This window comes from Microbacterium sp. X-17 (assembly GCF_039615055.1).
In genome coordinates, this window is the sequence record NZ_JBDHNI010000001.1 from 1,233,372 (window position 1) to 1,259,860 (window position 26,489).

Annotated in this window: 24 protein-coding genes; 21 read left to right on the plus strand and 3 right to left on the minus strand. The window is 71.0% G+C overall.

The genetic code is table 11. The annotated features are described in order from the left end of the window. Positions 1-67 precede the first annotated feature (67 nt). The 16 genes from ABCS02_RS06060 (at position 68) to dnaE (ending at position 19,442) form a co-directional block, all read left to right on the plus strand. The gene (locus ABCS02_RS06060) at positions 68-1,612 is read left to right on the plus strand and encodes a UDP-N-acetylmuramoyl-L-alanyl-D-glutamate--2,6-diaminopimelate ligase (RefSeq protein ID WP_345834692.1); all 1,545 of its coding nucleotides are present in this window, start codon (positions 68-70) and stop codon (positions 1,610-1,612) included. Continuing rightward, entirely contained in the window at positions 1,612-3,045 is a 1,434-nt protein-coding gene (gene murF / locus ABCS02_RS06065; protein ID WP_345835181.1) for a UDP-N-acetylmuramoyl-tripeptide--D-alanyl-D-alanine ligase, read from the plus strand. The genes ABCS02_RS06060 and murF overlap by 1 nt, the downstream gene beginning before the upstream one ends. Next, a complete protein-coding gene (mraY, locus tag ABCS02_RS06070; RefSeq protein WP_345834693.1) occupies positions 3,042-4,154 on the plus strand; it encodes a phospho-N-acetylmuramoyl-pentapeptide-transferase in 1,113 nt (370 codons plus the stop codon). Before murF ends, mraY begins: the two co-directional genes overlap by 4 nt. Next, positions 4,151-5,683: a UDP-N-acetylmuramoyl-L-alanine--D-glutamate ligase gene (gene murD, locus ABCS02_RS06075; RefSeq protein ID WP_345834694.1), complete on the plus strand. Its 1,533-nt coding sequence runs from the start codon at positions 4,151-4,153 to the stop codon at positions 5,681-5,683. The genes mraY and murD overlap by 4 nt, the downstream gene beginning before the upstream one ends. Then, complete coding sequence (gene ftsW / locus ABCS02_RS06080) at positions 5,646-6,893, plus strand: putative lipid II flippase FtsW (protein WP_345834695.1); 1,248 nt, start codon at positions 5,646-5,648, stop codon at positions 6,891-6,893. The genes murD and ftsW overlap by 38 nt, the downstream gene beginning before the upstream one ends. Beyond that, positions 6,890-7,981, plus strand: a complete 1,092-nt coding sequence (locus ABCS02_RS06085; protein WP_345834696.1) for a UDP-N-acetylglucosamine--N-acetylmuramyl-(pentapeptide) pyrophosphoryl-undecaprenol N-acetylglucosamine transferase — start codon at positions 6,890-6,892, stop codon at positions 7,979-7,981. Before ftsW ends, ABCS02_RS06085 begins: the two co-directional genes overlap by 4 nt. Positions 7,982-8,038: 57 nt before the next feature. Continuing rightward, entirely contained in the window at positions 8,039-9,451 is a 1,413-nt protein-coding gene (murC, locus tag ABCS02_RS06090) for a UDP-N-acetylmuramate--L-alanine ligase (protein ID WP_345834697.1), read from the plus strand. Positions 9,452-9,456: 5 nt separating this feature from the next. Then, positions 9,457-10,473, plus strand: a complete 1,017-nt coding sequence (locus ABCS02_RS06095) for an FtsQ-type POTRA domain-containing protein (RefSeq protein WP_345834698.1) — start codon at positions 9,457-9,459, stop codon at positions 10,471-10,473. A gap of 142 nt (positions 10,474-10,615) precedes the next feature. After that, positions 10,616-11,794 carry a cell division protein FtsZ gene (gene ftsZ, locus ABCS02_RS06100; RefSeq protein WP_345834699.1) on the plus strand — a complete coding sequence of 393 codons (1,179 nt, stop codon included), beginning with the start codon at positions 10,616-10,618 and terminating at the stop codon, positions 11,792-11,794. Next, a complete protein-coding gene (locus ABCS02_RS06105) occupies positions 11,760-12,464 on the plus strand; it encodes a YggS family pyridoxal phosphate-dependent enzyme (RefSeq protein ID WP_345834700.1) in 705 nt (234 codons plus the stop codon). Before ftsZ ends, ABCS02_RS06105 begins: the two co-directional genes overlap by 35 nt. Positions 12,465-12,534: 70 nt before the next feature. Then, complete coding sequence (sepF, locus tag ABCS02_RS06110) at positions 12,535-13,053, plus strand: cell division protein SepF (protein WP_345834701.1); 519 nt, start codon at positions 12,535-12,537, stop codon at positions 13,051-13,053. Between the two features lie 75 nt (positions 13,054-13,128). Next, complete coding sequence (locus ABCS02_RS06115) at positions 13,129-13,425, plus strand: YggT family protein (protein WP_345834702.1); 297 nt, start codon at positions 13,129-13,131, stop codon at positions 13,423-13,425. A gap of 161 nt (positions 13,426-13,586) precedes the next feature. Further along, positions 13,587-14,381: a DivIVA domain-containing protein gene (locus ABCS02_RS06120; RefSeq protein WP_345834703.1), complete on the plus strand. Its 795-nt coding sequence runs from the start codon at positions 13,587-13,589 to the stop codon at positions 14,379-14,381. Positions 14,382-14,415: 34 nt separating this feature from the next. Then, the gene (gene lspA, locus ABCS02_RS06125) at positions 14,416-14,961 is read left to right on the plus strand and encodes a signal peptidase II (RefSeq protein ID WP_345835182.1); all 546 of its coding nucleotides are present in this window, start codon (positions 14,416-14,418) and stop codon (positions 14,959-14,961) included. Then, positions 14,961-15,881, plus strand: coding sequence for an RluA family pseudouridine synthase (locus ABCS02_RS06130; RefSeq protein WP_345834704.1), 921 nt, complete (start codon positions 14,961-14,963; stop codon positions 15,879-15,881). The genes lspA and ABCS02_RS06130 overlap by 1 nt, the downstream gene beginning before the upstream one ends. Before the next feature lie 39 nt (positions 15,882-15,920). Further along, positions 15,921-19,442, plus strand: a complete 3,522-nt coding sequence (dnaE, locus tag ABCS02_RS06135; RefSeq protein WP_345835183.1) for a DNA polymerase III subunit alpha — start codon at positions 15,921-15,923, stop codon at positions 19,440-19,442. Between the two features lie 67 nt (positions 19,443-19,509). On the opposite strand, the gene ABCS02_RS06140 is transcribed toward dnaE, so the two are convergent. Then, entirely contained in the window at positions 19,510-20,004 is a 495-nt protein-coding gene (locus ABCS02_RS06140) for a flavin reductase family protein (RefSeq protein ID WP_345834705.1), read from the minus strand. A 90-nt stretch (positions 20,005-20,094) separates the two neighbouring features. Here ABCS02_RS06140 and hisD point away from each other — a divergent pair, with 90 nt between their 5' ends. The 3 genes from hisD to ABCS02_RS06155 are packed head-to-tail and all read left to right on the plus strand — an operon-like array spanning position 20,095 to position 23,002. Beyond that, on the plus strand, positions 20,095-21,399 hold the full coding sequence (gene hisD, locus ABCS02_RS06145) for a histidinol dehydrogenase (protein WP_345834706.1): 1,305 nt from the start codon (positions 20,095-20,097) through the stop codon (positions 21,397-21,399). 47 nt (positions 21,400-21,446) lie between these two features. Further along, on the plus strand, positions 21,447-21,920 hold the full coding sequence (gene nrdR / locus ABCS02_RS06150; RefSeq protein ID WP_345834707.1) for a transcriptional regulator NrdR: 474 nt from the start codon (positions 21,447-21,449) through the stop codon (positions 21,918-21,920). Positions 21,921-21,958: 38 nt separating this feature from the next. Next, the gene (locus ABCS02_RS06155; protein WP_345834708.1) at positions 21,959-23,002 is read left to right on the plus strand and encodes a quinone-dependent dihydroorotate dehydrogenase; all 1,044 of its coding nucleotides are present in this window, start codon (positions 21,959-21,961) and stop codon (positions 23,000-23,002) included. Here the strand turns inward: ABCS02_RS06155 and ABCS02_RS06160 are convergent. After that, on the minus strand, positions 22,970-23,881 hold the full coding sequence (locus ABCS02_RS06160; RefSeq protein ID WP_345834709.1) for a ribonuclease HI family protein: 912 nt from the start codon (positions 23,879-23,881) through the stop codon (positions 22,970-22,972). The genes ABCS02_RS06155 and ABCS02_RS06160 overlap by 33 nt on opposite strands. Before the next feature lies 1 nt (position 23,882). Beyond that, on the minus strand, positions 23,883-24,476 hold the full coding sequence (locus ABCS02_RS06165; RefSeq protein ID WP_345834710.1) for a DUF3043 domain-containing protein: 594 nt from the start codon (positions 24,474-24,476) through the stop codon (positions 23,883-23,885). A gap of 42 nt (positions 24,477-24,518) precedes the next feature. Here ABCS02_RS06165 and ABCS02_RS06170 point away from each other — a divergent pair, with 42 nt between their 5' ends. Next, positions 24,519-25,970 carry a dipeptidase gene (locus ABCS02_RS06170; protein WP_345834711.1) on the plus strand — a complete coding sequence of 484 codons (1,452 nt, stop codon included), beginning with the start codon at positions 24,519-24,521 and terminating at the stop codon, positions 25,968-25,970. Between the two features lie 75 nt (positions 25,971-26,045). After that, positions 26,046-26,402 carry an iron-sulfur cluster insertion protein ErpA gene (gene erpA, locus ABCS02_RS06175; protein WP_345834712.1) on the plus strand — a complete coding sequence of 119 codons (357 nt, stop codon included), beginning with the start codon at positions 26,046-26,048 and terminating at the stop codon, positions 26,400-26,402. Positions 26,403-26,489 lie beyond the last annotated feature (87 nt).

Consider the following 26,489-nt stretch of genomic DNA (forward strand, 5'->3'; position numbering starts at 1 on the left):
CCCCGACCGGGACGCCGTCGCCTGAGACCGTCTCCGACACCAGAACCCCCGACTGAAAGTGAGCCCCGTGACAGGACCGGCGCCCTCCTCCCTGCGCCCCGAGCATCCCGTCGCCCGCCCGCTCGCTCAGCTGGTCGCGGAGTTCGGGCTGGATGTCCGGGGAGACCTCGACGCCGTCGAGGTCACCGGTGCGGCCCTCGCGAGCTCGGCGGTCGAGCCGGGCGACCTGTACGTCGGCGTGCCCGGCAAGAACGCGCACGGCGCGAGCTACGCCGCCGCCGCCGTCGAGGCGGGCGCCGTCGCGGTCCTGACCGACGCGGCGGGCGAGGAGCTCGCAGCCGACGCGGGCGTCCCCGTCATCGTGACGCCCGACCCGCGCGCCGCCCTCGGCGCCGTGGCCGCCTGGATCTACCGCACCGACGAGAACTCGGCCACGCTGTTCGGCGTCACCGGCACCAACGGCAAGACCAGCGTCGTCTACCTGCTCTACGGCATCCTGGGCCAGCTCGGCGTGGTCGCCGGCCTGTCCTCGACCGCCGAGCGCCGCATCGGCGAGCACGCGATCACCAGCAAGCTGACCACCCCGGAGGCCAGCGAACTGCACGCGCTGCTGGCCCGGATGCGCGAGGAGGGCGTCCGCGCGGTCGCGGTCGAGGTCTCCGCGCAGGCGCTCAGCCGGCACCGCGTCGACGGCATCGAGTTCGACGTCGTCGGCTTCACCAACCTGAGCCACGACCACCTCGACGACTACGCCGCGATGGACGACTACTTCGCGGCCAAGCTGGAGCTGTTCCAGCCCGACCGCGCCCGCCGCGGCGTCGTCACGGTGGACTCCGAGTGGGGCCGCGCGCTGGTCGAGCAGTCCCGCATCCCGGTCTCCACGCTCGCGAGCGTGCCGGGCGTCGACGCCGACTGGACGCTGACCGTGATCGAGGAGACCATCGCCGAGACGGTCTTCGAGCTCGCCGGCCCGGACGGCCGCCGCCTGGAGACCAGCGTGCCGCTGCTCGGCGCCTACAACGCCGCCAACGCGGCGCTCGCGATCGTCATGCTGGTGGAGTCCGGCTACGACCTCGACGCCATCGGCGCGGCGCTGGAGCGCGACGGCGGGATCGACGCCTACGTCCCCGGCCGCACCGAGCGCCTCTCGGGCGACCGCGGCCCGGTCGTCCTCATCGACTACGGGCACACGCCCGACGCCTTCCTGTCGCTGCTCGGCGCGCTGCGCCGGGTGACCGACGGCCGGATCGTCATGGTCTTCGGCGCCGACGGCGACCGCGACACCACCAAGCGCGCCGACATGGGCGCGATCGCCGCGCGCGGAGCCGACGCGGTGGTCATCACCGACTTCCACCCGCGCTCGGAGGACCCGGCCCTGATCCGCGCCGCGCTGCTCGACGGCGCGCGCACCGCCGTGCCCGCCGCCGAGCTCTACGAGGTGGCCGACCCCCGCGCCGCGTTCCGCACGGCGCTCTCGCTCGCCGGCGACGGCGACGTGGTGCTCTACGCGGGTCCCGGCCATGAGGACTACCAGGAGGTCGCCGGGCAGCGCCTCCCGTACTCCGCCCGCGACGACGCACGGCTCGCGCTCCGAGAGGCCGGGTGGCTCTGATGATCGCGCTCACCCTCGCCGAGGTCGCGGCCGCCACCCGCGGTACGCTCCTACTCGACGGCACCGGGGCGACCCCGGAGACCGTCGTGACCGGGCTCTCCACCACCGACTCCCGGGAGGTCGTGCCCGGCACGCTCTTCTTCGCCAAGCCCGGAGAGGTCACCGACGGCCACCTGTTCGCCCCGCAGGCCGTGGAGGCCGGCGCGGCCCTCCTGGTCGTCGACCACGCCCTCGACCTGCCGGTCCCGCAGCTCCTCGTCGAGGACACGGTCGTGGCCCTCGGCGACCTCGCCACCGAGGTGATCGCCCGCGTCCGCGCGCTCGGCACGCTGAAGATCGTCGGCGTCACCGGCTCCAACGGCAAGACGACCACCAAGAACCTGCTGCGCGCCATCCTGGAGCGGCTCGGCCCGACCATCGCCCCGCGCGCCTCGTTCAACAACGAGGTCGGCGCCCCGGTCACGATGCTGGAGGTCACCGAGGAGACCCAGTACCTCGTCGCCGAGATGGGCGCGAGCGGCATCGGGGAGATCGCGCGGCTGGTCCGGATGGCCCGGCCCGACATCGGCATCGTCCTCAAGGTGGGCCTCGCGCACGCCGGCGAGTTCGGCGGCATCGAGAAGACCCTCGCCGCCAAGACCGAGATGGTCAGCGACCTCCTGGAGTCCGACGTCGCCGTGCTCAACCTGGACGACCCGCGCGTCGCCTCGATGGCCGACAAGACCCTCGCCCGCGTCCTGTGGTTCGGCCTGGACGACCGCGCCGCCGTGCGAGCCACCGACGTGCGCTCGACCGCGCGCGGCACGTCGTTCGTGCTGCACCTCCCGCCGGCCGACGGCGGCGAGGGCACGGGGGAGTCGCGTCCCGTGCAGTTCCGCGTGCTCGGCGAGCACCACGTCATGAACGCGCTGGCCGCCGCAGCCGCCGCGCACACCCTCGGCGTGGACATCGACACGATCGTGAGCGCCCTGGAGACCGTCCAGCGCGCCGAGCGCTGGCGGATGGAGGTCATGGGCGGCGCCCGCGGCGTCACCGTCATCAACGACGCGTACAACGCGAGCCCGGACTCCATGGCCGCCGCGATCAAGACGCTGGCCCAGATCGCCGAGCCGGGGGAGCGCACCATCGCCGTCCTCGGCGAGATGAGCGAGCTGGGCGAGTTCTCCGGCGAGGAGCACGACCGCATCGGCCTGCTCGCCGTCCGGCTCGGTATCGACCAGCTCGTCATCGTCGGCCCGTCCGCGCGGCGCATGCACATCACCGCCATCAACGAGGGCTCGTGGGACGGGGAGTCCCTGTACTTCGAGACCCAGGACGCGGCGTTCGACCATCTCAGCGGGGCGCTCCGCTCCGGGGACACGGTGCTCGTCAAGTCCTCCAACTCGGCGGGGCTGCGCTTCCTCGGCGACCGACTGGGAGAATTCTTCTCGTGAGAGCCCTTCTGACCTCCGGCGCGCTGGCGATGGCGTTCACGCTGTTCCTGACGCCGCTCTTCATCCGGCTCTTCCGGCGGCTCCAGTGGGGCCAGTTCATCCGCGACGACGGGCCGCAGAGCCACCACGCCAAGCGCGGGACGGCCACGATGGGCGGCATCGTCGTCATCCTCGGCACGCTGTTCGGCTACTTCACCGCTCTGCTGCTGACGGGCGACGAGACGAGCGTCTCCGCGCTCCTGGTGCTGTTCCTGATGGTCGGCCTCGGCGTGGTCGGGTTCGTGGACGACTTCCTCAAGACCCGGCGCGAGCGCAGCCTCGGCCTGACCGGCTGGGCGAAGGTCGCCGGACAGGTGATCGTGGCGACCGTCTGGGCGTTCCTCGCCGTCCGGTTCCCGGACGGGCGCGGCTACACGCCCGCGACGATGAGCGTCTCGTTCATCCGCGATCTGCCCATCGACTTCGGCGCGATCACCAAGTTCGGCGTGATCGGCGTGCTCGTCGGGTACGGCCTCTACCTGATCTGGATCAACTTCCTGGTCGCGGCGACCTCCAACGGCGTGAACGTCACGGACGGTCTGGACGGCCTTGCCTCCGGCGCGAGCATCCTCGCCATCGGCGCGTACATCATCATCGGGTTCTGGCAGTCGATCCAGTCCTGCGCGAGCCCCAACCTCAATCCCGAGAACCTCGCCAAGTGCTACGACGTGCGCGATCCGTTCGACCTGGCGATCGTCGCGACGGCGATCGTGGGAGCCGTGGTCGGGTTCCTCTGGTGGAACACCTCGCCCGCGCAGATCTTCCTCGGCGACACCGGCTCGCTCGCCCTCGGCGGCGCGGTCGCGGCGCTCGCGATCCTCAGCCGCACCGAGCTGCTGCTGATCCTCATCGGCGGCCTGTTCGTGATCGAGGCGGGCTCGGTGATCGTCCAACGGGCGTACTTCAAGGTCACGCGCGGCAGGCGCATCTTCCTGATGAGCCCGATCCACCATCACTTCGAGCTGAAAGGCTGGGCGGAGGTGACGGTCGTGGTCCGGTTCTGGATCATCGGCGGCCTCCTCGTCGCGGCCGGCGTCGGGTCGTTCTACCTCGAATGGCTCGCAACGTGAGCGAGTCGCGCGAGCGTCTGGAGGCGCTCACCAGCTGGCACCACGACTGGTCGGGGCTGCGGGTCGCCGTGTTCGGACTCGGCGTCACCGGCTTCTCCGTCGCCGACACGCTCGCGGAGCTGGGCGCCGAGGTGCTGGTCGTGGCCTCCCGCGCCGACGCCGAGCGCGCCATGCTGCTGGAGGTCATCGGCGCCGAGCTGCTGGAGGAGCCGGACCTCAGCACGCCGCCCGCGCGGCTCCTGGAGTTCGACCCCGAGCTCGTCGTCGTCTCGCCCGGCTTCCACTGGGACCACCCGCTGCTGCTCTGGGCCGACCGGAGCGAACTCACGGTCTGGGGCGACATCGAGCTGGCCTGGCGGCTGCGCGACAAGGTCGGCGAGCCCGCGGACTGGATCTGCGTCACCGGCACCAACGGCAAGACCACGACCGTCCAGCTGACCGCGACCATGCTGCTCGCCGGCGGTTCCCGCGTCGCGCCGTGCGGCAACATCGGGGTGCCGGTGCTCGACGCCATCCGCGACCCGCAGGGCTTCGATGTGCTGGTGGTGGAGTTGTCGAGCTACCAGCTCCACTGGGTCAACCGGAACCGCGGCGGGGAGCTCTCCCCGTATTCGGCCGCCTGCCTGAACATCGCCGACGACCACCTCGACTGGCACGGCTCGCTGGAGGCGTATATCGCCGCCAAGGCCAAGGTCTACGACAACGCCCAGGTCGCCTGCGTGTACAACCGGGCCGACCAGAACACCCTGCGCATGGTCGAGGAGGCCGAGGTGATCGAGGGCGCCCGCGCCATCGGCTTCGGACTCGACATCCCCGGCCCGAGCGACTTCGGCATCGTGGACGGCATCCTCTGCGACCGCGCCTTCCTGGAGGACCGCCGCAACAGCGCCATCGAGCTGACCACCCTCGACGAGCTGGCGGAGGCCGGCCTCGCCGCCCCCCACGTCGTCGCCAACATCCTCGCCGCCAGCGCCCTCGCCCGCTCCTACGGCGTCGAGCCGCAGGTCATCCGCGACGTGCTCACCGCGTTCCGCCTCGACGCCCACCGCATCGAGCTGGTGCGGGTGGAGGCCGGCGTGAGCTGGGTGGACGACTCCAAGGCCACGAACCCGCACGCCGCCGACGCGTCGCTGCGCGCGTACCCGTCCGTCGTCTGGGTGGTCGGCGGCCTCCTCAAGGGCGTCGACATCGACCAGCTCGTGGCGTCGCATGCCGAGCGGCTGCGCGGGGCGGTCCTGATCGGGGTCGACCGCGCCGCCCTGCTGGCGGCATTCGAGCGACACGCCCCCGGGCTGCCGGTGCTGGAGGTGGAGGCCGACGAGACTGAGGGGGTCATGCCGCTGGCGGTTCGGCTGGCCGGCGGTCTCGCCCGCGAGGGGGACACCGTCCTGCTCGCACCGGCGGCGGCGTCGATGGACCAGTTCGCCGACTACGCCGAGCGCGGGCGCCTCTTCCAGGCGGCCGTCAACGAGTTCTTTGGAGGTGAGGCGGATGACGACGAGCCCGCCTCGCGTCCGCCGGGGGCCTGACCCGCGCGAGCAGCCGGAGCAGCCCGGGCAGTCCGCGGACTCCCGCGGCTTCTCCACCCGCATCTCGCTCGGCCGTGCGATGAACAGCGAGTCCTCCGACTACTTCCTGCTGCTCGGCATCACGCTCTTCATGGTCGTGTTCGGGCTCGTCATGGTGCTCTCGTCGTCCGCGGTCGAGTCGCACAACGACACCGACAACTTCTTCTCGCGGTTCTGGTCGCAGGGCATGTACGCCCTCATCGGCCTGCCGCTGATGTTCATCGTCTCGCGCATCCCGATGACCTTCTGGAAGCGCTCGATCTGGTTCATCCTCGGCGCGGCCTGCTTCCTGCAGTTCCTGGTGCTGGTGACACCGCTCGGCGTGGAGATCGGCGGCAACCGCAACTGGATCCGCATCGGCGGGTTCGTCGGCCAGCCGTCGGAGGCGATCAAGATCGCACTCGTCATCTGGCTGGGCGTCGTCCTGGCCCGCAAGCAGGACCTCCTGGACGACTGGCGGCACGTCGCGCTGCCGGTGCTCCCGATCGCGGGCGGCGCCATCGGCGTCGTCGTGCTCGGCGGCGACCTCGGCACGACCATCGTCATGTCGGCGTTCGTCCTCGGCGGCCTCTACTTCGCCGGCGTGCGCCTGCGCTACCTGTTCACCGGCCTCGTCGGCGTCGCGATCGTCGCGGTCGTCGTGGCGATGTCGAGCGCCAGCCGGATGGGGCGCATCGCGGCGCTGTTCGGCGGCACGAGCGCCGCGAACCCGGACGTCAACTGGCAGATCGACAACGGCTTCTACGCCCTCGCCTCCGGCGGCGTGTTCGGCGTGGGCCTCGGCAACTCGCACTCGAAGTGGTCGTGGCTGCCCGCCGCCGACACCGACTTCATCTTCGCCATCATCGGCGAGGAGCTCGGCCTCATCGGCGCGATCGTGGTGCTGCTGCTGTTCGTGATGCTCGCCATCGTCTTCCTGCGGATCATCCACGCCTCCACCGACACCTTCCCGCGCGTCACGACCGCGGCGATCATGGTGTGGCTGATCTTCCAGGCGTTCGTGAACATCGCCGTCGTGCTCGGCGTCATCCCGGTGCTCGGCGTGCCGCTCCCACTGATCTCTGCGGGAGGGACTGCGATGATCAGTTCCATGATCGCAATCGGCATCGTGATGTCCTTCGCCCGCCAGAACGCACGCGACGCCCGTCGCGCCGCCGGCAGCGCCCTGTGAGCCGCTACCTCCTGGCCGGTGGTGGGACCGCCGGCCACGTCAACCCGCTGCTCGCCGTCGCCGACCGTCTGCGCCGCGACGACCCGTCCGCTGAGGTCGTGGTCCTCGGCACGAAGGAGGGGCTGGAGGCGCGGCTCGTCCCGGCCCGCGGCTACGAGCTCGCGACGATCCCGAAGCTGCCGTTCCCGCGCCGCCCGAACGGCGCGGCGCTGCGCTTCCCGGGGGAGTACCGCCGTGCGGTGCGCTCAGTGACCGACCTGATCCGCGAGCGCGGCATCGACGTCGTGGTCGGCTTCGGCGGCTACGCGGCCGCGCCCGCCTACTCGGCGGCCCGCAGCGCGCGCATCCCGTACGCGCTGCACGAGGCGAACGCCCGGCCCGGGCTCGCCAACCGGCTCGGCGCCCGGTCCACCCGGTGGGTCGGCGTCGCGTTCGAGGGCACGCCGCTGCGGCACGCCCGGTTCGTCGGGATGCCGCTGCGCCGAGAGATCGAGGAGCTCGACAGGGAGGCCGCCCGCCCGGCCGCCCTCGCCGAGTTCGGGCTCTCCGCCGACCGGCCGACCCTCCTGGTCACGGGAGGCTCGCTCGGCGCCCGCCGGCTCAACGGCACCATCGCCGACCGCGCCGCGCAGCTCACCGCCGCCGGCTGGCAGGTGCTCCACATCCAGGGCGGCCGCGGCGAGCTGACCGATCCCGGCGTCGAGCACTACCGGCTGCTCGACTACTGCGACCGCATGGACCTCGCGTTCGCGCTCACCGACTTCGCCGTCGCCCGCGCGGGTGCCGCGACGGTCTGCGAGTTCGCCGCCCTCGGCATCCCGGCCGTCTACGTGCCCTTCCCGATCGGCAACGGCGAGCAGCGCTTCAACGCGGCGGGCGTCGTGGAGGCCGGCGGCGGCATCCTGGTGGACGACGCGGACTTCGTGCCCAGCTGGGTCGACGGGCACCTGCTCCCCCTGCTCGCCGACCGCCCGGCTGTGGCCGAGATGGCGCGCAAGGCCGCGATCACGGGGGTGCGCGACGGCTCCGACCGCATGGTCGCCCTGATCCGGAGCGCCCTGAACCGGAGCGTCCAGGCCGGATCCTGAGGTTCGCCGCGTAGCCTGTAACCTGTCAACTCGACTCGTGGACCGAAAGCAGCACCTGTGACGATCAAACCCGACCTCAACGCGACCATCCCCGACGAGTTGGGCAGGCTCCACTTCGTCGGCATCGGCGGCTCGGGCATGAGCGGCATCGCGCGGCTGTTCCTGGAGTCCGGCCACACGGTCACCGGCTCCGACGTCCGGCACTCGGCCAACATCGACGCCCTCCGCGCGCTCGGCGCCACCATCGCGATCGGCCACGACGCGGCGAACGTCGGCGACGCCGACACCCTCGTAGTCACCGGCGCGCTCTGGCAGGACAACCCCGAGTACCAGCTCGCGCTGGCCAACGGCATCCCTGTGCTGCACCGCTCGCAGGCGCTGGCCTGGCTGATCAACAGGAAGCGTCTCGTCGCCGTCGCCGGGGCGCACGGCAAGACCACCTCGACCGGCATGATCATCACCGGCCTGCTCGGCCTCGGCGAGGACCCGAGCTTCGTCAACGGCGGTGTCATCGCCTCGCTCGGCAAGAGCTCGCAGACCGGCACCGGCGAGCTGTTCGTCGTGGAGGCCGACGAGTCCGACGGCTCCTTCCTGCTCTACGACACGGCGGTCGCGCTGATCACCAACGTGGACCCCGACCACCTCGACCACTACGGCTCGCTGGAGGCGTTCGAGGACGCCTTCGTGACCTTCGCCCGGGAGGCCGACGAGTTCGTCGTCGTGTCCTCCGACGACGCGGGAGCGCAGCACGTCCACCGCCGCCTGGTGGAGGTCGCCCCCGACAAGCGCGTCGTCACCTTCGGAGAGGCGGAGGACGCCGACGTTCGCGTCCACTCGATCGTCACCGACGGCCCCGTCTCGTTCACGCTGAGCCACGCCGGCGCCGAGTACTCGGCGCGCCTGCGCGTCCCCGGCAAGCACAACGCGATCAACGCCGCCGGCGCCTTCGCCGTGCTGACCGGCCTCGGCTTCGAGCCCGCCGCCGCGCTGGCCGCCATCGCGGAGTTCGGGGGCACGGAGCGCCGCTTCGAGCTGCACGGCAACGTGGGCGGCGTGAGCGTCTACGACGACTACGCCCACCACCCGACCGAGGTCGCCGCCGCCCTGTCGGCCGCGCGCACCGTGGTCGGCGAGGGCCGCATCATCGCGGTCCACCAGCCGCACCTCTACAGCCGCACCCGCCTGTTCGCGCAGGAGTTCGCCGAGACGCTGGAGACCTACGCCGACGAGACCGTCGTGCTCGACGTCTACGGCGCGCGCGAGGACCCCGAGCCCGGCGTCACCGGCGCCCTGGTCGCGGACCGGTTCCAGCATCCCGAGCACGTCGCGTTCATCGCCGACTGGCAGGAGGCCGCGGACCACACCGCGCGGATCGCGCGCGAGGGCGACTTCGTCATCACCCTCGGCTGCGGCGACGTCTACCGGATCGTCCCGCAGCTCCTCGACTCGCTCCGCCGCGTCCGGGAGTAGCCGCGGTGAAGCGTCCAGCGGGGTTCGACCGGTCGGCGGCACGGCAGACCGGCACGCCGGCGCCCTCCGCGCCGGAGGCCGCGGCCCCTGCGCGCCCGGAGCCGTCCCGTGCGGCGTCCGCGTCGCCGGTCGGGACGATCACCGAGCCGATCCCGATCGTGCGCACGCAGGAGCCGGTGCCCGAGCGGAAGCCCAGCCCATCCCGCACGATGGCCGACCGCCTCCCGCTCACCGGGCGCGTGCCGAGCAACCGCGAGATCTCCAAGGCCCTCCGCGCCGCCCGCGCCGAGCGCCGGCGGGTGGAGCGCGGCGAGGTGCGCCGGTTCACCAAGCGCTCACGCCGTCGCAGGATGGCCTGGATCGGCGCCGCGGGCGTCGCCGTCGCGCTCGTGCTCGGCGTGGTCCTGGTCGGCCTCTCGCCGCTGCTCGCCCTCCGGCACATCCAGGTCGTCGGCGCCTCGCGGCTCGACGCGGGCGCGATCTCCGCCAAGCTCGGCGACCAGGTCGGCAAGCCGCTCGCGCTGCTCGACCAGGCCGCGATCTCCAGCGACCTGGCCGCGTTCCCGCTCATCCGCAGTTACACGCTGGAGAGCCACCCGCCGGACACCCTCGTGGTGCGCATCGTGGAGCGCCAGGCGATCGGCGCTGTCCAGCACGGGACGGCCTTCGTGCTCGTGGACGCGGCGAAGGTGCCCATCTCGTCCAGCGCGACCCGGCCGGCCGGCTATCCGATCATCGCCGCGACGGGGGCCGCGGCCGACGCGAACGCCGACTCCGGCTTCGCCGCCGCCGCCGCGGTGCTGTCGTCGCTGCCCGCCGACGTGCTGAGCCGCGTGGACACCATCTCGGCGAAGACGAAGGACGACGTGTCGTTCACCCTCCGCGAGGGCGGCGCGACCGTGGTCTGGGGGAGCGCGGAGGACTCGGCGCTCAAGTCCGCCGACCTCACCGCGCTGCTCAAGGGCGCGCCCAAGGCGAGCCGTTTCGACGTCTCGTCGCCGCACAGTGTGACGACAGGATGACCGGGTTGACGGCGCATTTGCCGACACGCCTGCGAACTGCGGCGGGAGAGGCCGAAGCGCCCCTACCGTCGAATCGAGAATTGCATACTCAGCATAACTTTAAGCCTCGACTAGAGGTTGAAGGTTCCCGTGGAGGCCGGAAGTGACAGCAAACCAGAACTACCTCGCCGTGATCAAGGTCGTCGGCATCGGCGGCGGCGGCGTCAACGCCGTCAACCGCATGATCGAGCTCGGCCTGCGCGGCGTCGAGTTCATCGCCATCAACACGGACGCCCAGGCGCTGCTGATGAGCGACGCCGACGTGAAGCTCGACGTGGGCCGGGAGATCACCCGCGGCCTCGGCGCCGGAGCCGACCCCGAGGTCGGCCGCCGCGCCGCCGAGGACCACGCGGAGGAGATCGAGGAGGCGCTCGCGGGCGCCGACATGGTCTTCGTGACCGCGGGCGAGGGCGGCGGCACCGGCACCGGCGGCGCGCCCGTCGTGGCCCGCATCGCGAAGTCGATCGGCGCCCTGACCATCGGTGTCGTCACCAAGCCGTTCTCGTTCGAGGGCAAGCGCCGCCAGCAGCAGGCCGAGTCCGGCGTGCAGCGGCTCAAGGAAGAGGTCGACACCCTCATCGTCGTCCCCAACGACCGGCTGCTGGAGATCAGCGACCGCGGCATCAGCATGCTGGAGGCGTTCTCCACCGCCGACCAGGTGCTCCTCGCCGGTGTGCAGGGCATCACCGACCTCATCACCACCCCGGGACTGATCAACCTCGACTTCGCCGACGTGAAGTCGGTCATGCAGGGCGCGGGCTCGGCGCTCATGGGCATCGGCTCCTCGCGCGGCGCGGACCGGGCCATCAAGGCCGCGGAGCTGGCGGTCGCCTCCCCGCTGCTGGAGGCCTCCATCGACGGCGCCCACGGCGTGCTGCTCTCCATCCAGGGCGGATCGAACCTCGGCATCTTCGAGATCAACGACGCCGCCCGCCTGGTGCAGGAGGCCGTCCACCCCGAGGCCAACATCATCTTCGGCGCTGTCATCGACGACACCCTCGGCGACGAGGTCAGGGTCACGGTCATCGCGGCCGGGTTCGACGGCGGCGAGCCGAAGTCCGTGCAGACCGCCGCTGCCGACTCGCGTCGGTCCACCTACGTGGAGGCCGGGTCGGAGGAGCCGGCGATCACCTCGTCCGCGACGGTCGAGCACGCCGAGCCCGAGGCCACGGCCACCGAGTGGCACGCGACCGGCGAGACCCCGGTGACCGAGACCGCGCAGAAGGACCCGGCGTTCGACGACGAGAATGACGACCTCGACATCCCCGACTTCCTCAAGTAGCCCGCTCGCGGAGCGGCTCGCCGCGGTCCGGGAGGGCGTCGCCGACGCCGCCCGGGCCGCCGGCCGCTCCCCGGACGAGCTGACGACGATCGTGGTGACCAAGTTCCACCCGGCGTCGCTCGTCCGCGAGCTCGCCGCACTCGGCGTGCGCGACGTGGGGGAGAACCGGCACCAGGAGGCGCAGGAGAAGGCGGCGGAGCTCGCCGACCTCGACCTGCGCTGGCACTTCGTCGGCCAGCTGCAGAGCAAGAAGGCGCGCCAGGTGCGGCGCTACGCGTCCGTCATCCACTCGCTCGACCGGATCTCGCTGGTCGACGCGCTGAAACTGGACGACGCGCCCGACGTGGACGTGTTCGTGCAGCTCAACCTCACCGACGACCCGGCGCGCGGCGGCGTCGCCGACCGCGACCTGGAGCCGCTGGTCGAGCACGTGCTCGACACCGGCGGCCTCCGGCTGCTGGGCGTCATGGCGGTCGCCCCGCTGGACGAGGAGCCGGCCCGCGCCTTCGAGCGCGTGCGCCTCGCCAGCGAGCGGGTCCGCCGGCTCGCTCCCGGCGCGTCCGCCATCTCGGCCGGGATGTCCCAGGACTACCGCGAAGCCGTCGCCGCCGGTGCGACACACCTTCGCATCGGCACGGCCATTACCGGGAATCGGCCGAGCCTTCGTTAATCTCGAAAGAGAAGAAGGTTCATTCAGTGCGTGCGAGGCGTCGGCGCACCGGTCTACACGGAGGAAGCGCATGGCCAACCCGCTGAAGAAGACGATGGTCTACCTCGGCCTCGCCGACGAGGAGCTGGAGTTCGACGAGCCCCAGGAGCAGCACCCGGTGCAGCACCAGCCGCGCCGCGAGGCGCCTGCCCCGTCGCCCGTCCAGCCCGTCCCGCACCCTGCACCGGTCGCTCCCGTGGCCGGCCGCGCTCCGGTCACCCCGCTGCGCAAATCGTCCACCGCACGGAATGTTTCGGTACAGGAAATGAACGAGATCCTCACAGTCCACCCCCGTCAGTACCGCGACGCGCAGGCGATCGCCGAGTCCTTCCGCGAAGGCATCCCGGTGATCATCAACCTGTCGCAGATGAGCGAGGGCGACGCCCGCCGCCTCATCGACTTCGCCAGCGGCCTCTCGCAGGGCCTCTACGGCAAGATCGAGCGGGTGACGCCGAAGGTGTTCCTGCTCTCGCCGTCGCACGTCGTCGTCTCCGGCGAGCACGGCGGCCAGGACGCCGACGTCGACGCCTCCTTCTTCGCGCAGGCCTGATCCACTCGTTACGAAAGCGCACCGTCCGGCAGGGCGGTGCGCTTTCGTGCATACGCGGTCGTTCATACTGGAGGGGTGTTTGTCGTCTCGATCATCGCGAACGTGCTCTACTACGTCCTGCTGATCTACTTCTTCGTCCTCTGGGCCCGCTTCGTGCTCGACCTGGTGCGCACGTTCGCGCGGCAATGGCGCCCGCGCGGCTTCGGACTCGTGCTGGCGGAGTCGACCTACGTCGTCACGGACCCGCCGATCCGCTTCTTCCGCCGGATCATCCCGCCGCTGTCGATGGGGCCGGTCGCGATCGACTTCGGCTGGAGCCTCACCATGCTCGTCGTCATCATCGGCCTCTACGTGACCCTCAGTTTCACCTGACGCACTGCGAGCGTCGGTTGGGGCCCGGCTGGGCTGCCGTTGTAGTGTGGTCGAGGCCGACGCACCACGGGTGCGGCGGAGTGCGCGGCGGCCGTGCACTTTGCTAGCGTTGGCTGAACGCACTCACTGTTCGTCCTTTTCAAGATCTAAGGTGGCTTCTCATGGCGCTGACTCCGGAAGATGTGGTCAACAAGCGGTTTCAACCGACGAAATTCCGTGAGGGCTACGATCAGGACGAGGTCGACGACTTCCTCGACGAGGTGGTCGTCGAGCTCCGACGACTGACCCAGGAGAGCGACGAGCTCAAGCAGCGCCTCGTGGCCGCCGACTCGCGCATCGCAGAGCTGCAGCGCAGTGGCGGGTCCGGTCAGGCCGCGGCCCCCGCGCCCGCCGCCGACAACGGCGACGTCCAGCGCCTCCAGCAGGAGAACGAGGACCTCAAGCAGCGCCTGGCCGCCGCGCAGCAGCAGGCCGCGCAGGCCCAGCAGCAGGCCTCCGCCGCCCCGGCCGCAGCCGCGGGCGCCGCAGCGGGCTTCGCCGCCGGCGCCACGGACGCGAACGACCCGAACGCGACCAACAACCTCCTCCAGCTCGCCCGCCGCCTCCACGAGGAGCACGTGCGCGAGGGTGTGGAGAAGCGGGACGCTCTCATCGCCGAGGGGCACGCCACCGCCGCCCGCATCGTCGCCGAGGCCGAGTCCAAGCAGCGCGCCCAGATCAGCGCCCTCGACCAGGAGCGTGCGGGCCTCGAGCGCCGCATCGACGAGCTCCGCGGCTTCGAGCGCGACTACCGCCAGGGCCTGAAGGGCTACATCGAGGGCCAGCTCCGCGACCTCGACAGCCAGTCGGCCTCCTTCGGCGGCAACGCTCCCACTCCGGTGCCCGCGGGCTCCTCCGACGGCAACAGCCAGGACCAGGGCGCCCAGCCTCCGGTCTTCCCGGGCTTTGGAGGCTAGCCCTTCGAGGGCCAAGGTCAGCATCAGGGCCTTGGTGATCCTGGCGGTGGTCGCGCTCTGCGTGTACCTCCTGGACCAGATCGCCAAGGTCCTGGTCGTCTCGAACCTCTACGAGGGCCAGCAGGTCCAGGTCCTCGGACAGCTCCTCCAGCTCCACTTCGTCAAGAACCCGGGTGCGGCCTTCTCCATCGGCAGCGGGTCGACCTGGATCTTCTCCATCGTCGGCGTCGGCGTGCTCGGCTTCGTCATCTGGTACGCCCCGCGCATCCGCTCGACGGCATGGGCGATCCTCTTCGGCCTGCTGCTCGGCGGCCTGCTCGGCAACCTGACCGACCGGCTCTTCCGAGAGCCGGGCTTCGGCGTCGGGCACGTCGTGGACTTCCTGCAGATCCCGCTGCTGCCCGCCATCTTCAACCTGGCGGACGTCGCGATCGTCTCCAGCATGGCGCTGTTCCTCATCCTCTCGCTGCGCGGCATCGGCCTCGACGGCCGGCGGCCGGCCGAGGAGGACGACGAGGTTGTGGATGACGACGCGTCCGTCCAGGCCGAGGCGCACGAGCCCCGGAACCCGCAGCCCTGATGGAGTCGCGCAGCCTCCCCATCCCGGACGGCCTGGAGGGCTCCCGCGTCGACGCGGGCCTCGCCAAGCTCCTCGGCTTCTCGCGCAGCTTCGCCGCCGAGATCGCCGAGGCCGGCGGCGTCACCATCGACGGCCGCGAGGCGGACAAGTCCGACCGCCTCACCGCCGGGTCCTGGTTGGAGGTCTCCTGGCAGCCGCGAGAGGAGGCCCGCATCGTGCCCATCGCGGTGCCCGAGCTGACGATCGTGCACGACGATGACGACATCGTGGTCATCGACAAGCCGGTCGGCGTCGCCGCGCACCCCTCGGTCGGCTGGGAGGGCCCGACCGTCCTCGGCGCCCTGGCAGCCGCCGGCTTCCGCATCTCGACCTCCGGCGCCGCCGAGCGCGCGGGAATCGTCCACCGTCTCGACGCCGGCACCAGCGGCCTGATGGTCGTGGCCAAGTCCGAGCACGCCTACACCGTGCTCAAGCGCGCCTTCCACGACCGCACGGTGGAGAAGATCTACCACGCGGTCGTGCAGGGCCACCCCGACCCGCTGACCGGCACCATCGACGCGCCGATCGGGCGGCACCCCCGCAGCGACTGGAAGTTCGCCGTCGTCGCGGGCGGCAAGCCGTCCGTGACGCACTACGAGACCATCGAGGCGTTCCCGTCGGCGAGCCTGCTGGAGATCCACCTGGAGACCGGCCGCACCCACCAGATCCGCGTGCACATGGCCGCCCAGCGGCACCCGTGCGTGGGCGACGCGATGTACGGCGCCGACCCGGCGCTGTCTGCGCGGCTCGGCCTCACCCGGCAGTGGTTGCACGCCGTCCAGCTCGCCTTCGACCACCCGGCGACGGGGGAGTGGGTGACCTTCACCACGACGTACCCGGAGGATCTGCAACACGCTCTCGACGTGCTCCGGGCGTCGTAGGTCCGACGTAGTCTTAAGCCCTCACCTCGACCCGGAGCAATAGTGCCGACCGACTCCTTCGTCCACCTCCACGTCCACAGCGAGTACTCGATGCTCGATGGGGCCGCACGCGTCAAGCCGCTCATCGAGGCGGCCGTCGAGCAGGGCATGCCCGCCGTCGCGATCACCGACCACGGCAACATGTTCGGCGCGTTCGACTTCTGGCGCACCGCGACGGACGCCGGCATCAAGCCGATCATCGGCACCGAGGCCTACCTGACCCCGCGCACCCACCGCACCGACAAGACCCGCGTGCGCTGGGGCGACGGCGGCGGCGACGACGTGTCCGGCTCCGGCGCGTACACGCACATGACGATGCTCGCGGCGACGACCGAGGGCATGCACAACCTGTTCCGGTTGTCGTCGTACGCGTCCACCGAGGGCTACTACTTCAAGCCGCGCATGGACCGCGAGCTGCTGAACCGCTACTCGAAGGGCATCATCGCCACCACGGGCTGCCCGTCGGGCGAGGTCCAGACGCGCCTGCGGCTCGGGCAGTACGAGGAGGCCAAGAAGGCCGCCGCGGAGTTCCGCGATATCTTCGGCCCGGAGAACTTCTTCGCCGAGATCATGGACCACGGCCTCGGCATCGAGCGCCGGATCATGAGCGACCTGATCCGGCTCGCCAAGGAGCTCGGCATCCCGCTGGTCGCGACCAACGACCTCCACTACACGCACGCGGCCGACGCCAAGAGCCACGCCGCACTGCTCTGCGTCCAGTCCGGCTCGACGCTGGACGACCCCAACCGGTTCAAGTTCGACGCCGACGAGTTCTACCTCAAGACGCCCGAGGAGATGCGGCAGCTGTTCCGCGACCACCCGGACGCCTGCGACAACACGCTCGCGATCGCCGAGCGGGTCGATGTGAAGTTCGACACCGCGGCCAACTACATGCCGCGCTTCCCGGTGCCGGCGGGCGAGACCGAGCAGAGCTGGTTCGTCAAGGAGGTCGAGAAGGGTCTCCACGAGCGCTACCCGGGCGGCATCACCGAGGACGTCCGCAAGCAGGCCGATTACGAGATCGGCGTCATCTCGCAGATGGGCTTCCCCGGCTACTTCCTCGTCGTCGCGGACTTCATCAACTGGTCGAAGAACAACGGCATCCGCGTCGGGCCGGGCCGTGGCTCGGGCGCGGGCTCGATGGCCGCGTACGCCATGCGGATCACCGACCTCGACCCACTGCGCCACGGCCTGATCTTCGAGCGGTTCCTCAACCCCGACCGCGTCTCCATGCCCGACTTCGACGTCGACTTCGACGACCGCCGCCGCGGCGAGGTCATCAAGTACGTGACCGAGAAGTACGGCTCGGAGCGCGTCGCGCAGATCGTCACCTACGGCACCATCAAGGCCAAGCAGGCGCTGAAGGACTCCGGCCGCGTGCTCGGCTTCCCGTTCTCGATGGGCGAGAAGCTCACCAAGGCGATGCCGCCGCCCGTCATGGGCAAGGACATCCCGCTCACCGGCATCTTCGACAAGGAGCACCCGCGCTTCAAGGAGGCCGTCGACATCCGCGCGGTCGTGGAGAGCGACCCGGAGGCCAAGACGGTCTTCGACACCGCGCTCGGCCTGGAGAACCTCAAGCGCCAGTGGGGTGTGCACGCGGCGGGCGTGATCATGTCGTCCGACCCGCTGATCGACGTCATCCCGATCATGAAGCGCGAGCAGGACGGCCAGATCGTCACGCAGTTCGACTATCCGGCCTGCGAGTCGCTCGGCCTGATCAAGATGGACTTCCTGGGTCTCCGCAACCTCACGATCATCAACGACGCGCTCGACAACATCCGCGACAACCGCGGCGAGAACCTCGTGCTGGAGGAGTTGGAGCTGGACGACCGCGGCGCGTACGAGCTGCTGTCCCGTGGCGACACCCTCGGCGTGTTCCAGCTCGACGGCGGCCCGATGCGCTCGCTGCTGCGGCTGATGAAGCCGGACAACTTCGAGGACATCTCGGCGCTCATCGCGCTGTACCGGCCGGGCCCGATGGGCGCGAACTCGCACACGAACTACGCGCTGCGCAAGAACGGCCTGCAGGACATCACGCCGATCCATCCGGAGCTGGCGGAGCCGCTGCAGGAGATCCTCTCGACCAGCTACGGCCTGATCATCTATCAGGAGCAGGTCATGGCCATCGCGCAGAAGGTCGCCGGGTTCTCGCTCGGACAGGCCGACATCCTGCGCCGCGCGATGGGCAAGAAGAAGAAGTCCGAGCTGGACAAGCAGTTCGAGGGCTTCTCGCAGGGCATGGTCGACCGCGGCTTCTCGATGGCGGCGGTCGGCAAGCTGTGGGAGATCCTGCTGCCGTTCTCCGACTACGCGTTCAACAAAGCGCACTCGGCCGCCTACGGCGTGATCTCGTACTGGACGGCGTACCTCAAGGCGCACTACCCGGCCGAGTACATGGCCGCGCTGCTGACCAGCGTCGGCGACTCCAAGGACAAGATGGCGCTTTACCTCAACGAGTGCCGCCGGATGGGCATCAAGGTGCTCCCGCCGGACGTCAACGAGTCCAACCTGTACTTCGCCGCGGTCGGCACCGACATCCGCTTCGGCATGGGCGCGGTCCGCAACGTCGGCGCGAACGTCGTGGACGGCGTGCGGGCGGCCCGCGAGGAGAAGGGCCGGTTCGAGTCGTTCCACGACTTCCTCAGCAAGGTCCCTGTGCACGCGGCCAACAAGCGCACGGTGGAGTCGCTGATCAAGGCGGGCGCGTTCGACTCGCTCGGGCACACCAGGCGCGCGCTTGTGGAGGTGCACGAGGACGCGGTGGAGTCCGCGGTCAAGATCAAGCGCAGCGAGGCGAACGGCGACGTCGGCTTCGACTTCGACAGCCTCTGGGGCGAGGACGAGCAGAACCAGACCCAGCACCACATCCCGGACCGACCGGAGTGGGTGAAGCGCGACAAGCTGGCGTTCGAGCGCGAGATGCTCGGGCTCTATGTGTCCGACCACCCGCTGGCGGGCCTGGAGCTGCAGCTCGCCAAGCTCGCGAGCACGTCGATCGCCGAGCTGCTCGCCTCCGACAACGTCCAGGACGGCGACACCGTCGTGATCGCGGGGCTCGTCACGAGCGTGCAGCACCGCGTGGCGAAGGCGTCAGGCAACCAGTACGGCATGATCCAGGTCGAGGACTTCGGCGGCGAGATGACCGTCATGTTCATGGGCAAGGCGTACACGGAGTTCTCGCCGATGATGCAGGGCGACTCGATCGTCGTCGTGCGCGGCCGGGTCAGTATGCGCGACGACGGGATGAACCTGCACGCGTTCAGCCTGATGGTGCCCGACCTCGGCCAGGCCGACGACATCGGGACGCTGATGATCACGATGGCCGACCAGCGCGCGACGACCGACACGGTGTCCTCGCTCGCGGAGGTGCTGTCACGGCATCCCGGGGACAGCGAGGTGCGCCTGCGGCTGGTCAAGGGCCAGGTCGCGCGTGTGTTCGAGGTCCCGCGCCCCGTGAAGGTCTCGCCCGACCTCTACGGCGAACTCAAAGGCCTCCTCGGCCCCAACTGCTTGGTATAGCGCGCCACATTCGTGCCGAATGGCGCCTTCGGCGGCGCTAAAGGCGCCATTCGGCACGAATCGCGCGTCAGTCGAGCTCGCTGGGGCGGTGGTAGCGGCGCTCGTGGTACAGGAGCGGCTCGTCGGGGGCGCCGAGCTCGCCGTCCTCGATCTGGACGACGACCACGGCGCTGTTGTGCACCGGGAAGCGGTCGACGATGCGGCCGACCATCCACGCGGTGACGTCGTTGATGACCGGGAGGCCGTACGGTCCGCGGCGCCAGTGGTCGCCGAGGAACCGCCGGGTGTTGTCGTCCGACAGGATCTCCGCCACACCCTTGTTCCGCACGCCGAGCATGTGGATGACCACCCGGTCGGTCTCCGCGATCGCCGGCCAGCTCGACGCCGACAGCGCCATGTTGAACGTCGCGAGCGGCGGGACGGCCGACAGCGACGCGAGCGAGGTCGCGGTGAACCCGACCGGCGTGCCGTCGGCGGTCTGCGCGGTGACGATCGCCACACCGGCGGCGTGCCGGCGGAACGCCTGCCGGAAGGCGGAGAGGTCGGGAGTCGCGTCAGTCATACGCAGTTATCAAGCGCCGTTCGGGGTGAGGAATTCCGCGCAGCTGTCGGGGCTGAGCGGAGCGGGCGGTGCGGATAGGCTTGACCGGTCATGATGCAGACCATTGATCTCCGCGGAGTCCAGCCTACCCGGGCCGCTTTCGAGCGGCTCGTCCCCCGTCCCGTCGTGGACATCCAGGTCGCCGTGCGCGTCGCGACCGAGCTGATCGAGGACGTCCGGGCCCGGGGAGCGGCCGCACTCGCTGAGCAGGCCGCGAAGTTCGACGGCGGCGCGCCCGCCTCGGTGCGCGTGCCGGCGTCCGAGATCGCCGCGGCGGTCGCCGCGCTGCCGGCGGACGTCCGTGCCGCCCTGGAGGAGGCCATCGTCCGCGTCCGCGAGGCGACCGCCGCCCAGGTCCCTCCGCCCGCGGAGACCCGGATCGGGCCGGGCGCGACCATCGTGCAGCGCTGGCAGCCGGTGGAGCGCGCTGGACTGTACGTCCCCGGCGGCAAGGCCGTCTACCCGTCGAGCGTCGTGATGAACGCCGTGCCCGCGCAGGTCGCGGGCGTCGCCTCCGTGGCGCTCGCCAGCCCGCCGCAGCGCGCGTTCGGGGGCGCGGTGCACCCGGTCATCCTCGGCGCGGCCGGCCTCCTCGGCATCGAGGAGGTCTACGCGATGGGCGGCGCCGGCGCGATCGGCGCGCTCGCCTGGGGAGTGGAGGACATCGGGCTCGACCCGGTCCAGGTCATCACCGGCCCCGGAAACATCTACGTCGCCGCGGCCAAGCGGGTCGTCCGCGGCCAGGCCGGCATCGACTCGGAGGCCGGGACCACCGAGATCCTCGTGATCGCCGACGACACCGCCGACGCCCGCTTCGTCGCCGCCGACCTGATCAGCCAGGCCGAGCACGACGAGGCAGCGGCCTCCCTGCTCGTCACCGACAGCCCGGCGTTCGCCGAGCGGGTCGCGGCCGAGCTGGAGACCCTCGCCGGCGCCACCAAGCACGCCGAGCGGGTGCACACGGCGCTGGCCGGACAGCAGTCGGCGCTCGTGCTCGTGGACGACCTCGCAGCCGCGGCCGCGTTCAGCAACGCCTACGGCCCGGAGCACCTCGAACTGCAGACGGCCGATCCGGACGCGCTGCTCGCGCTCATCCAGAACGCCGGCGCCATCTTCGTCGGCCCGAGCGCGCCCGTCAGCCTCGGCGACTACCTCGCGGGCTCCAACCACGTCCTCCCGACCGGCGGCCAGGCCCGGTTCTCGCCCGGCCTGGGCGCGTACTCGTTCCTGCGGCCGCAGCAGGTCATCCGCTACGACCGGGACGCGCTGCGGGAGGTGGCCGACCGGATCGTCGCGCTGTCGTCGGCCGAGGACCTGCCCGCGCACGGCGAGGCGGTCACCATCCGCTTCGACTGACCCGGCCTCCGGGCGTCCTCCCGTGATTCACCGGTAGGATTTCCCTCATGTTCTGCCCCTTCTGCCGCCACCCGGACTCCCGCGTCATCGACTCCCGCACGAGCGACGACGGGCTCTCGATCCGGCGCCGCCGGCAGTGCCCGGAGTGCGGTCGCCGGTTCTCCACGACGGAGACCGCGAGCCTCAGCGTGATCAAGCGCAGCGGCGTGGTGGAGCCGTTCAGCCGCGAGAAGATCGTGCTCGGCGTCCGCAAGGCCTGCCAGGGTCGGCCGGTGACGGACTCCGACCTGGCTGTGCTCGCGCAGAAGGTGGAGGAGACCATCCGCTCGACCGGCGCCTCCCAGATCGAGGCGAACGACATCGGGCTCGCCATCCTCCCCGAGCTCCGCGAGCTGGACGAGGTGGCCTACCTGCGCTTCGCGAGCGTCTACCAGGCGTTCGACTCGCTGGAGGACTTCGAGGAGGCCATCCAGCAGCTCCGCGTCGAGCACCGCGGCGAGCCGGCTGACGTCCAGAGCTGACGAGAGGCCGAGCGCGAGCGGGGTATTCTCAAACCGGCATGTATCGCACACTCTTCTCCCTCGTCCTGTCGAAGCTCGACCCGGAGCGCGCGCACCACCTCGCCTTCCTGGTGATCCGGGCCCTTCCCGCCCTCGGTCTCGGCGGCCTCGTCCGCCGGTTCACCGCGCCCGATCCGTCGCTGGCCGTGGAGGCCCTCGGGCTGCGGTTCGCGTCCCCGTTCGGCGTCGCCGCCGGCTTCGACAAGGACGGCGAGGCGGTGGTCGGCCTCGGCGACCTCGGCTTCGGCCACGTCGAGGTGGGCACCATCACCGCCCTCCCGCAGCCCGGCAACGACCGGCCGCGCCTGTTCCGGCTCATCCCGGACCGCGCCGTGATCAACCGGATGGGCTTCAACAACCACGGCGCGGGCGACGCCGCCAACCGGCTGCTGAAGGTCCGCCGCGCCCGGCAGCGGCCCGTGCTCGGCGTCAACATCGGCAAGAGCCGGGTGGTCGCCGTCGAGGACGCCACCCGCGACTACCTGACCAGCGCCCGCGCGCTCGCGCCGGTCGCCGACTACCTCGTCGTGAACGTCAGCTCGCCCAACACGCCCGGCCTGCGCGGACTCCAGGGGCTGGAGCTGCTGGCCCCGCTGCTCACCGCCGTCAAAGAGGTCGCGGGGGAGACCCCGCTGCTGGTCAAGATCGCGCCCGACCTCACCGACGAGCAGGTCGAGAAGATCGCGGGCCTCGCCGTCGAGCTGGGCCTCGCCGGGATCATCGCGACGAACACCACGATCTCCCGAGACGGCCTCGTGACCGACCCCGCCGTGGTGGAGGCCGCCGGCGCCGGCGGACTCTCCGGCGCGCCGCTGGCCGCGCGCTCGCTGGAGGTCCTGCGCCTGATCCGCGCGCACGTCCCCGCCGAGCTGTGCGTCATCTCGGTCGGCGGCGTGGAGACCGCGGAGGACGTGCAGCAGCGCCTCGACGCGGGCGCCACGCTCGTGCAGGGCTACACCGCGTTCCTCTACCGCGGCCCGCTGTGGGCGCGGCAGATCAACCGCGGGCTGCTACGCCTCCGGCGTGCCCTGGTGGAAGCGTAGGCGCCAGCGGCCTCCCACGCGCAGCCACAGCGAGCTGCGCAGGCTGGCGCCGCGGTCGTCCACCGTGCGCGCCGTGAGAAGGATGGCGTCCGCGCCGATCCGCTCCGTGCCCAGCACGGCGAGCTCGGCCGCAGGGGCGTCCTCCCCCGCCAGGGCCTCCAGGATCGCGTCGCGGCCCCACAGCCGCCCGGAACGGCCGATCTCCTCGAAGTCCGGGTGCAGCAGCGCGGCGACCCGGGCGGAGTCCGCGCGGACGGCCGGCTCCACGAGCTCGCGCTCCAGCCGGGTCACCACGTCCTCGTCGGTCTCGGAGCCGGACAACAGGTCGCCGAAGAGGTCGAGCTCGACGGTCTCCGCGGGCGCGGGAGAGGCAGGCGCGGCCACCGCCAGGGCGGGCGCAGGCTCGTGCACCGCAGCGCCCGGCCAGCCCGGGCCGATCGGGATCGCGTCGCCGTCCCGGTAGGCGGTCGCCGCCGCGCGGGCGCGCGTGTCGGCCGCTTCGTTCAGGTCGTGGCCGGCGTGGCCCTTGACCCACTCGAACGTATACGTCCGGCCGTGCAGGGCGCGGTCCAGCCGCTCCAGCAGCTCGCGGTTGAGCACGGGGGAGCCGTCGGACTTGCGCCAGCCCTTGCGCTTCCAGCCCGGCATCCACTTGGTGACCGAGTTGATCACGTACTGGCTGTCGCACAGGATGCGCAGGTCGTCGTCCACGTGCGCGGTCGACTCCAGGAGGTCGATGACCGCCATGAGCTCGCCCATGTTGTTGGTGCCGTGCGGCCAGCCGCCGGCCGACCAGTGCTCGTCGTCGACGTACCAGGACCAGCCGGCAGGGCCGGGATTACCGAGGGCGGAGCCGTCCGCCGCTGCGACGATCGTCACGTCAGGCGGGGTACTGGCCGCGCTTGACCTGCGGCTTCGGGAGGCGCATGACGCGGAGCTGGAACGCGCGCATGGCGGCGTACCACTTGAGACCGCGCTCCACCTTGGTCTTGCCGAACTTGTCGCCGACCTTCCTGGTCACCAGGAGGCCGAGGACGATGCCGTCCACCACGGCGATGAAGAAGAACGCCCACAGCGCCACGAGGCCCCAGACCTGCATGAACGCGTACGGGAGGAAGCTGAGCACGATCACCACGAGCATGACCGGGATGAGGAACTCGCCGATGCTGAACCGGGCGTCCACGTAGTCGCGCACGAACCGGCGCTGCGGCCCGCGGTCGCGCTGGGTGAGGTAGCGCTCGTCGCCCGCAGCCATGCCGACGCGCGCCTTCTCGCGGGCCTCGGCCTGGTGCGCACGGGCCGCCTTGGCCGCCTCCTTGCGGTCGGTCGGGACGAGCGGCCGCTTGCGCGCGGCCTCCTGCTCGCGGCGGGTGGGCGTCGGGGCGCCCTTGCCCTGCAGCCGGGCCGTGGTCTGTTCGGGGGTCTCGGGGCCGGGCGTCTGCGCCTCGTCCGCCGGGTTCTGTCGTTTCGCCAACGCGTGAGCCTTCGTTTGTGGGGTCCGTTTAAGATTACCCGCATGACAGACACCCAGCAGACTCCTTCCGGCCGATCCGCAGCCGGGGACCGGCCGGAGGTGGAGGATCGCATCCGCTCCTCCGTCGAGACCGGCCTCCCATCGACCATCGCTGAGCTCTCGCGCCTCGTGCGCATCCCCTCGGTCTCGTGGACCGCCTACGATCCCGGCAACGTCCGGAAGAGCGCGGAGACCGTGGCGGAGCTGCTGCGCGACACCGGCGCGTTCGAGAGCGTCGAGATCAAGCAGGCGCCGATCTCCGGGCCGTCGACCGGCGCGGGGGAGACCCTCGGCCAGCCGGCCGTGCTGGCGACGCGCGCCGCGAAGAACGGCCGCCCGACCGTCCTCCTCTACGCCCACCACGACGTCCAGCCGCAGGGCGACGCCGAGAACTGGGACACCCCGCCGTTCGAGCCGACTGTGCGCGGCGACCGGCTCTACGGCCGCGGCGCCGCCGACGACAAGGCCGGCGTGATGGCGCACGTCGCCAGCGTCCGCGCGCTCGTGGACACGCTCGGTCCCGACTTCGACCTCGGTCTCGCCGTCTTCATCGAGGGCGAGGAGGAGTTCGGCTCCCGCTCGTTCGCGAACTTCCTGGAGCAGAACAAGGCGGCGCTCTCCGCCGACGTGATCGTGGTCGCCGACTCCGACAACGTGGACATCGACACGCCCGCTCTGACGGTGTCGCTGCGCGGCAACGTGACCTTCAAGCTCACGGTCTCGACGCTGGAGCACGCGTCGCACTCCGGCATGTACGGCGGCGCGGCTCCCGACGCGATGCTCGCGCTCGTCGCGCTGCTCGCGACGCTGCACGACGAGAACGGCTCCGTCGCGGTGGAGGGCATGCGCTCGCACGACGACGCGGCCGAGCCTCCCGCGGTGAGCGAGGAGCAGTTCCGCGAGGAGGCCGCCCTGCTGCCCGGCGTGACCCCGATCGGCACCGGCCCGATCCTGTCCCGGATGTGGTCCCAGCCGACCGTCACGATCACCGGGATCGACGCGCCCAGCGTCGTCGACGCCTCCAACACCCTCCTGCCGAGCGTCGCCGTGCGGCTGAGCGCGAGGGTCGCGCCCGGCCAGGCCGCCACGGAGGCCTACGAGGCGCTGGAGCGCCACCTGCGCGCGCACGCCCCCTTCGGCGCGCACGTGGAGATCAGCGACGTCGACACCGGCGACGCCTTCCTGGTCGACACCGCCGGCTGGGCGGCGACCGAGGCGAAGCGCGCCATGACCGACGCGTGGGGCAAGGAGGCGGTCGAGACCGGCGTCGGCGGGTCCATCCCGTTCATCGCCGACCTCGTGCGCGAGTTCCCGGAGGCGCAGATCCTGGTCACCGGCGTGGAGGACCCCGACACCCGCGCCCACAGCCCGAACGAGTCGCTCCACCTCGGGGTGTTCAAGAGGGCGATTCTGGCCGAGGCCCTGCTGCTCGCGCGACTGGACGCCAGGAACTGAGCGAGTTCGCGGGAATGGGACGTACAATCGACCCAGATTTCGCAATCGAATCCTGAAACACGTGTGAGGAGTCCAATGACCGACACAACGCTGACCGCGACCAAGGCCCACGGCGTCGGCCTGACCGACAACGCGGCGGGCAAGGTCAGGAGCCTGCTCGAGCAGGAGGGCCGCGACGACCTGCGTCTGCGCGTCGCCGTCCAGCCCGGCGGCTGCTCGGGCCTGATCTACCAGCTCTACTTCGACGAGCGCATGCTCGACGGCGACGCGACCGTCGACTTCGACGGCGTGGAGGTCATCGTCGACAAGATGAGCGTGCCCTACCTGGACGGCGCCACCATCGACTTCGAGGACACCATCCAGAAGCAGGGCTTCACGATCGACAACCCGAACGCGACGGGCTCCTGCGCGTGTGGAGACTCGTTCCACTGAGCGTTCTATAACACAGAAAACAGCTCTGGGCCGCCCCGTGTGGGCGGCCCTTTGTGTTCGAAACCGAGTGTCCGGCGGAGTAGGGTA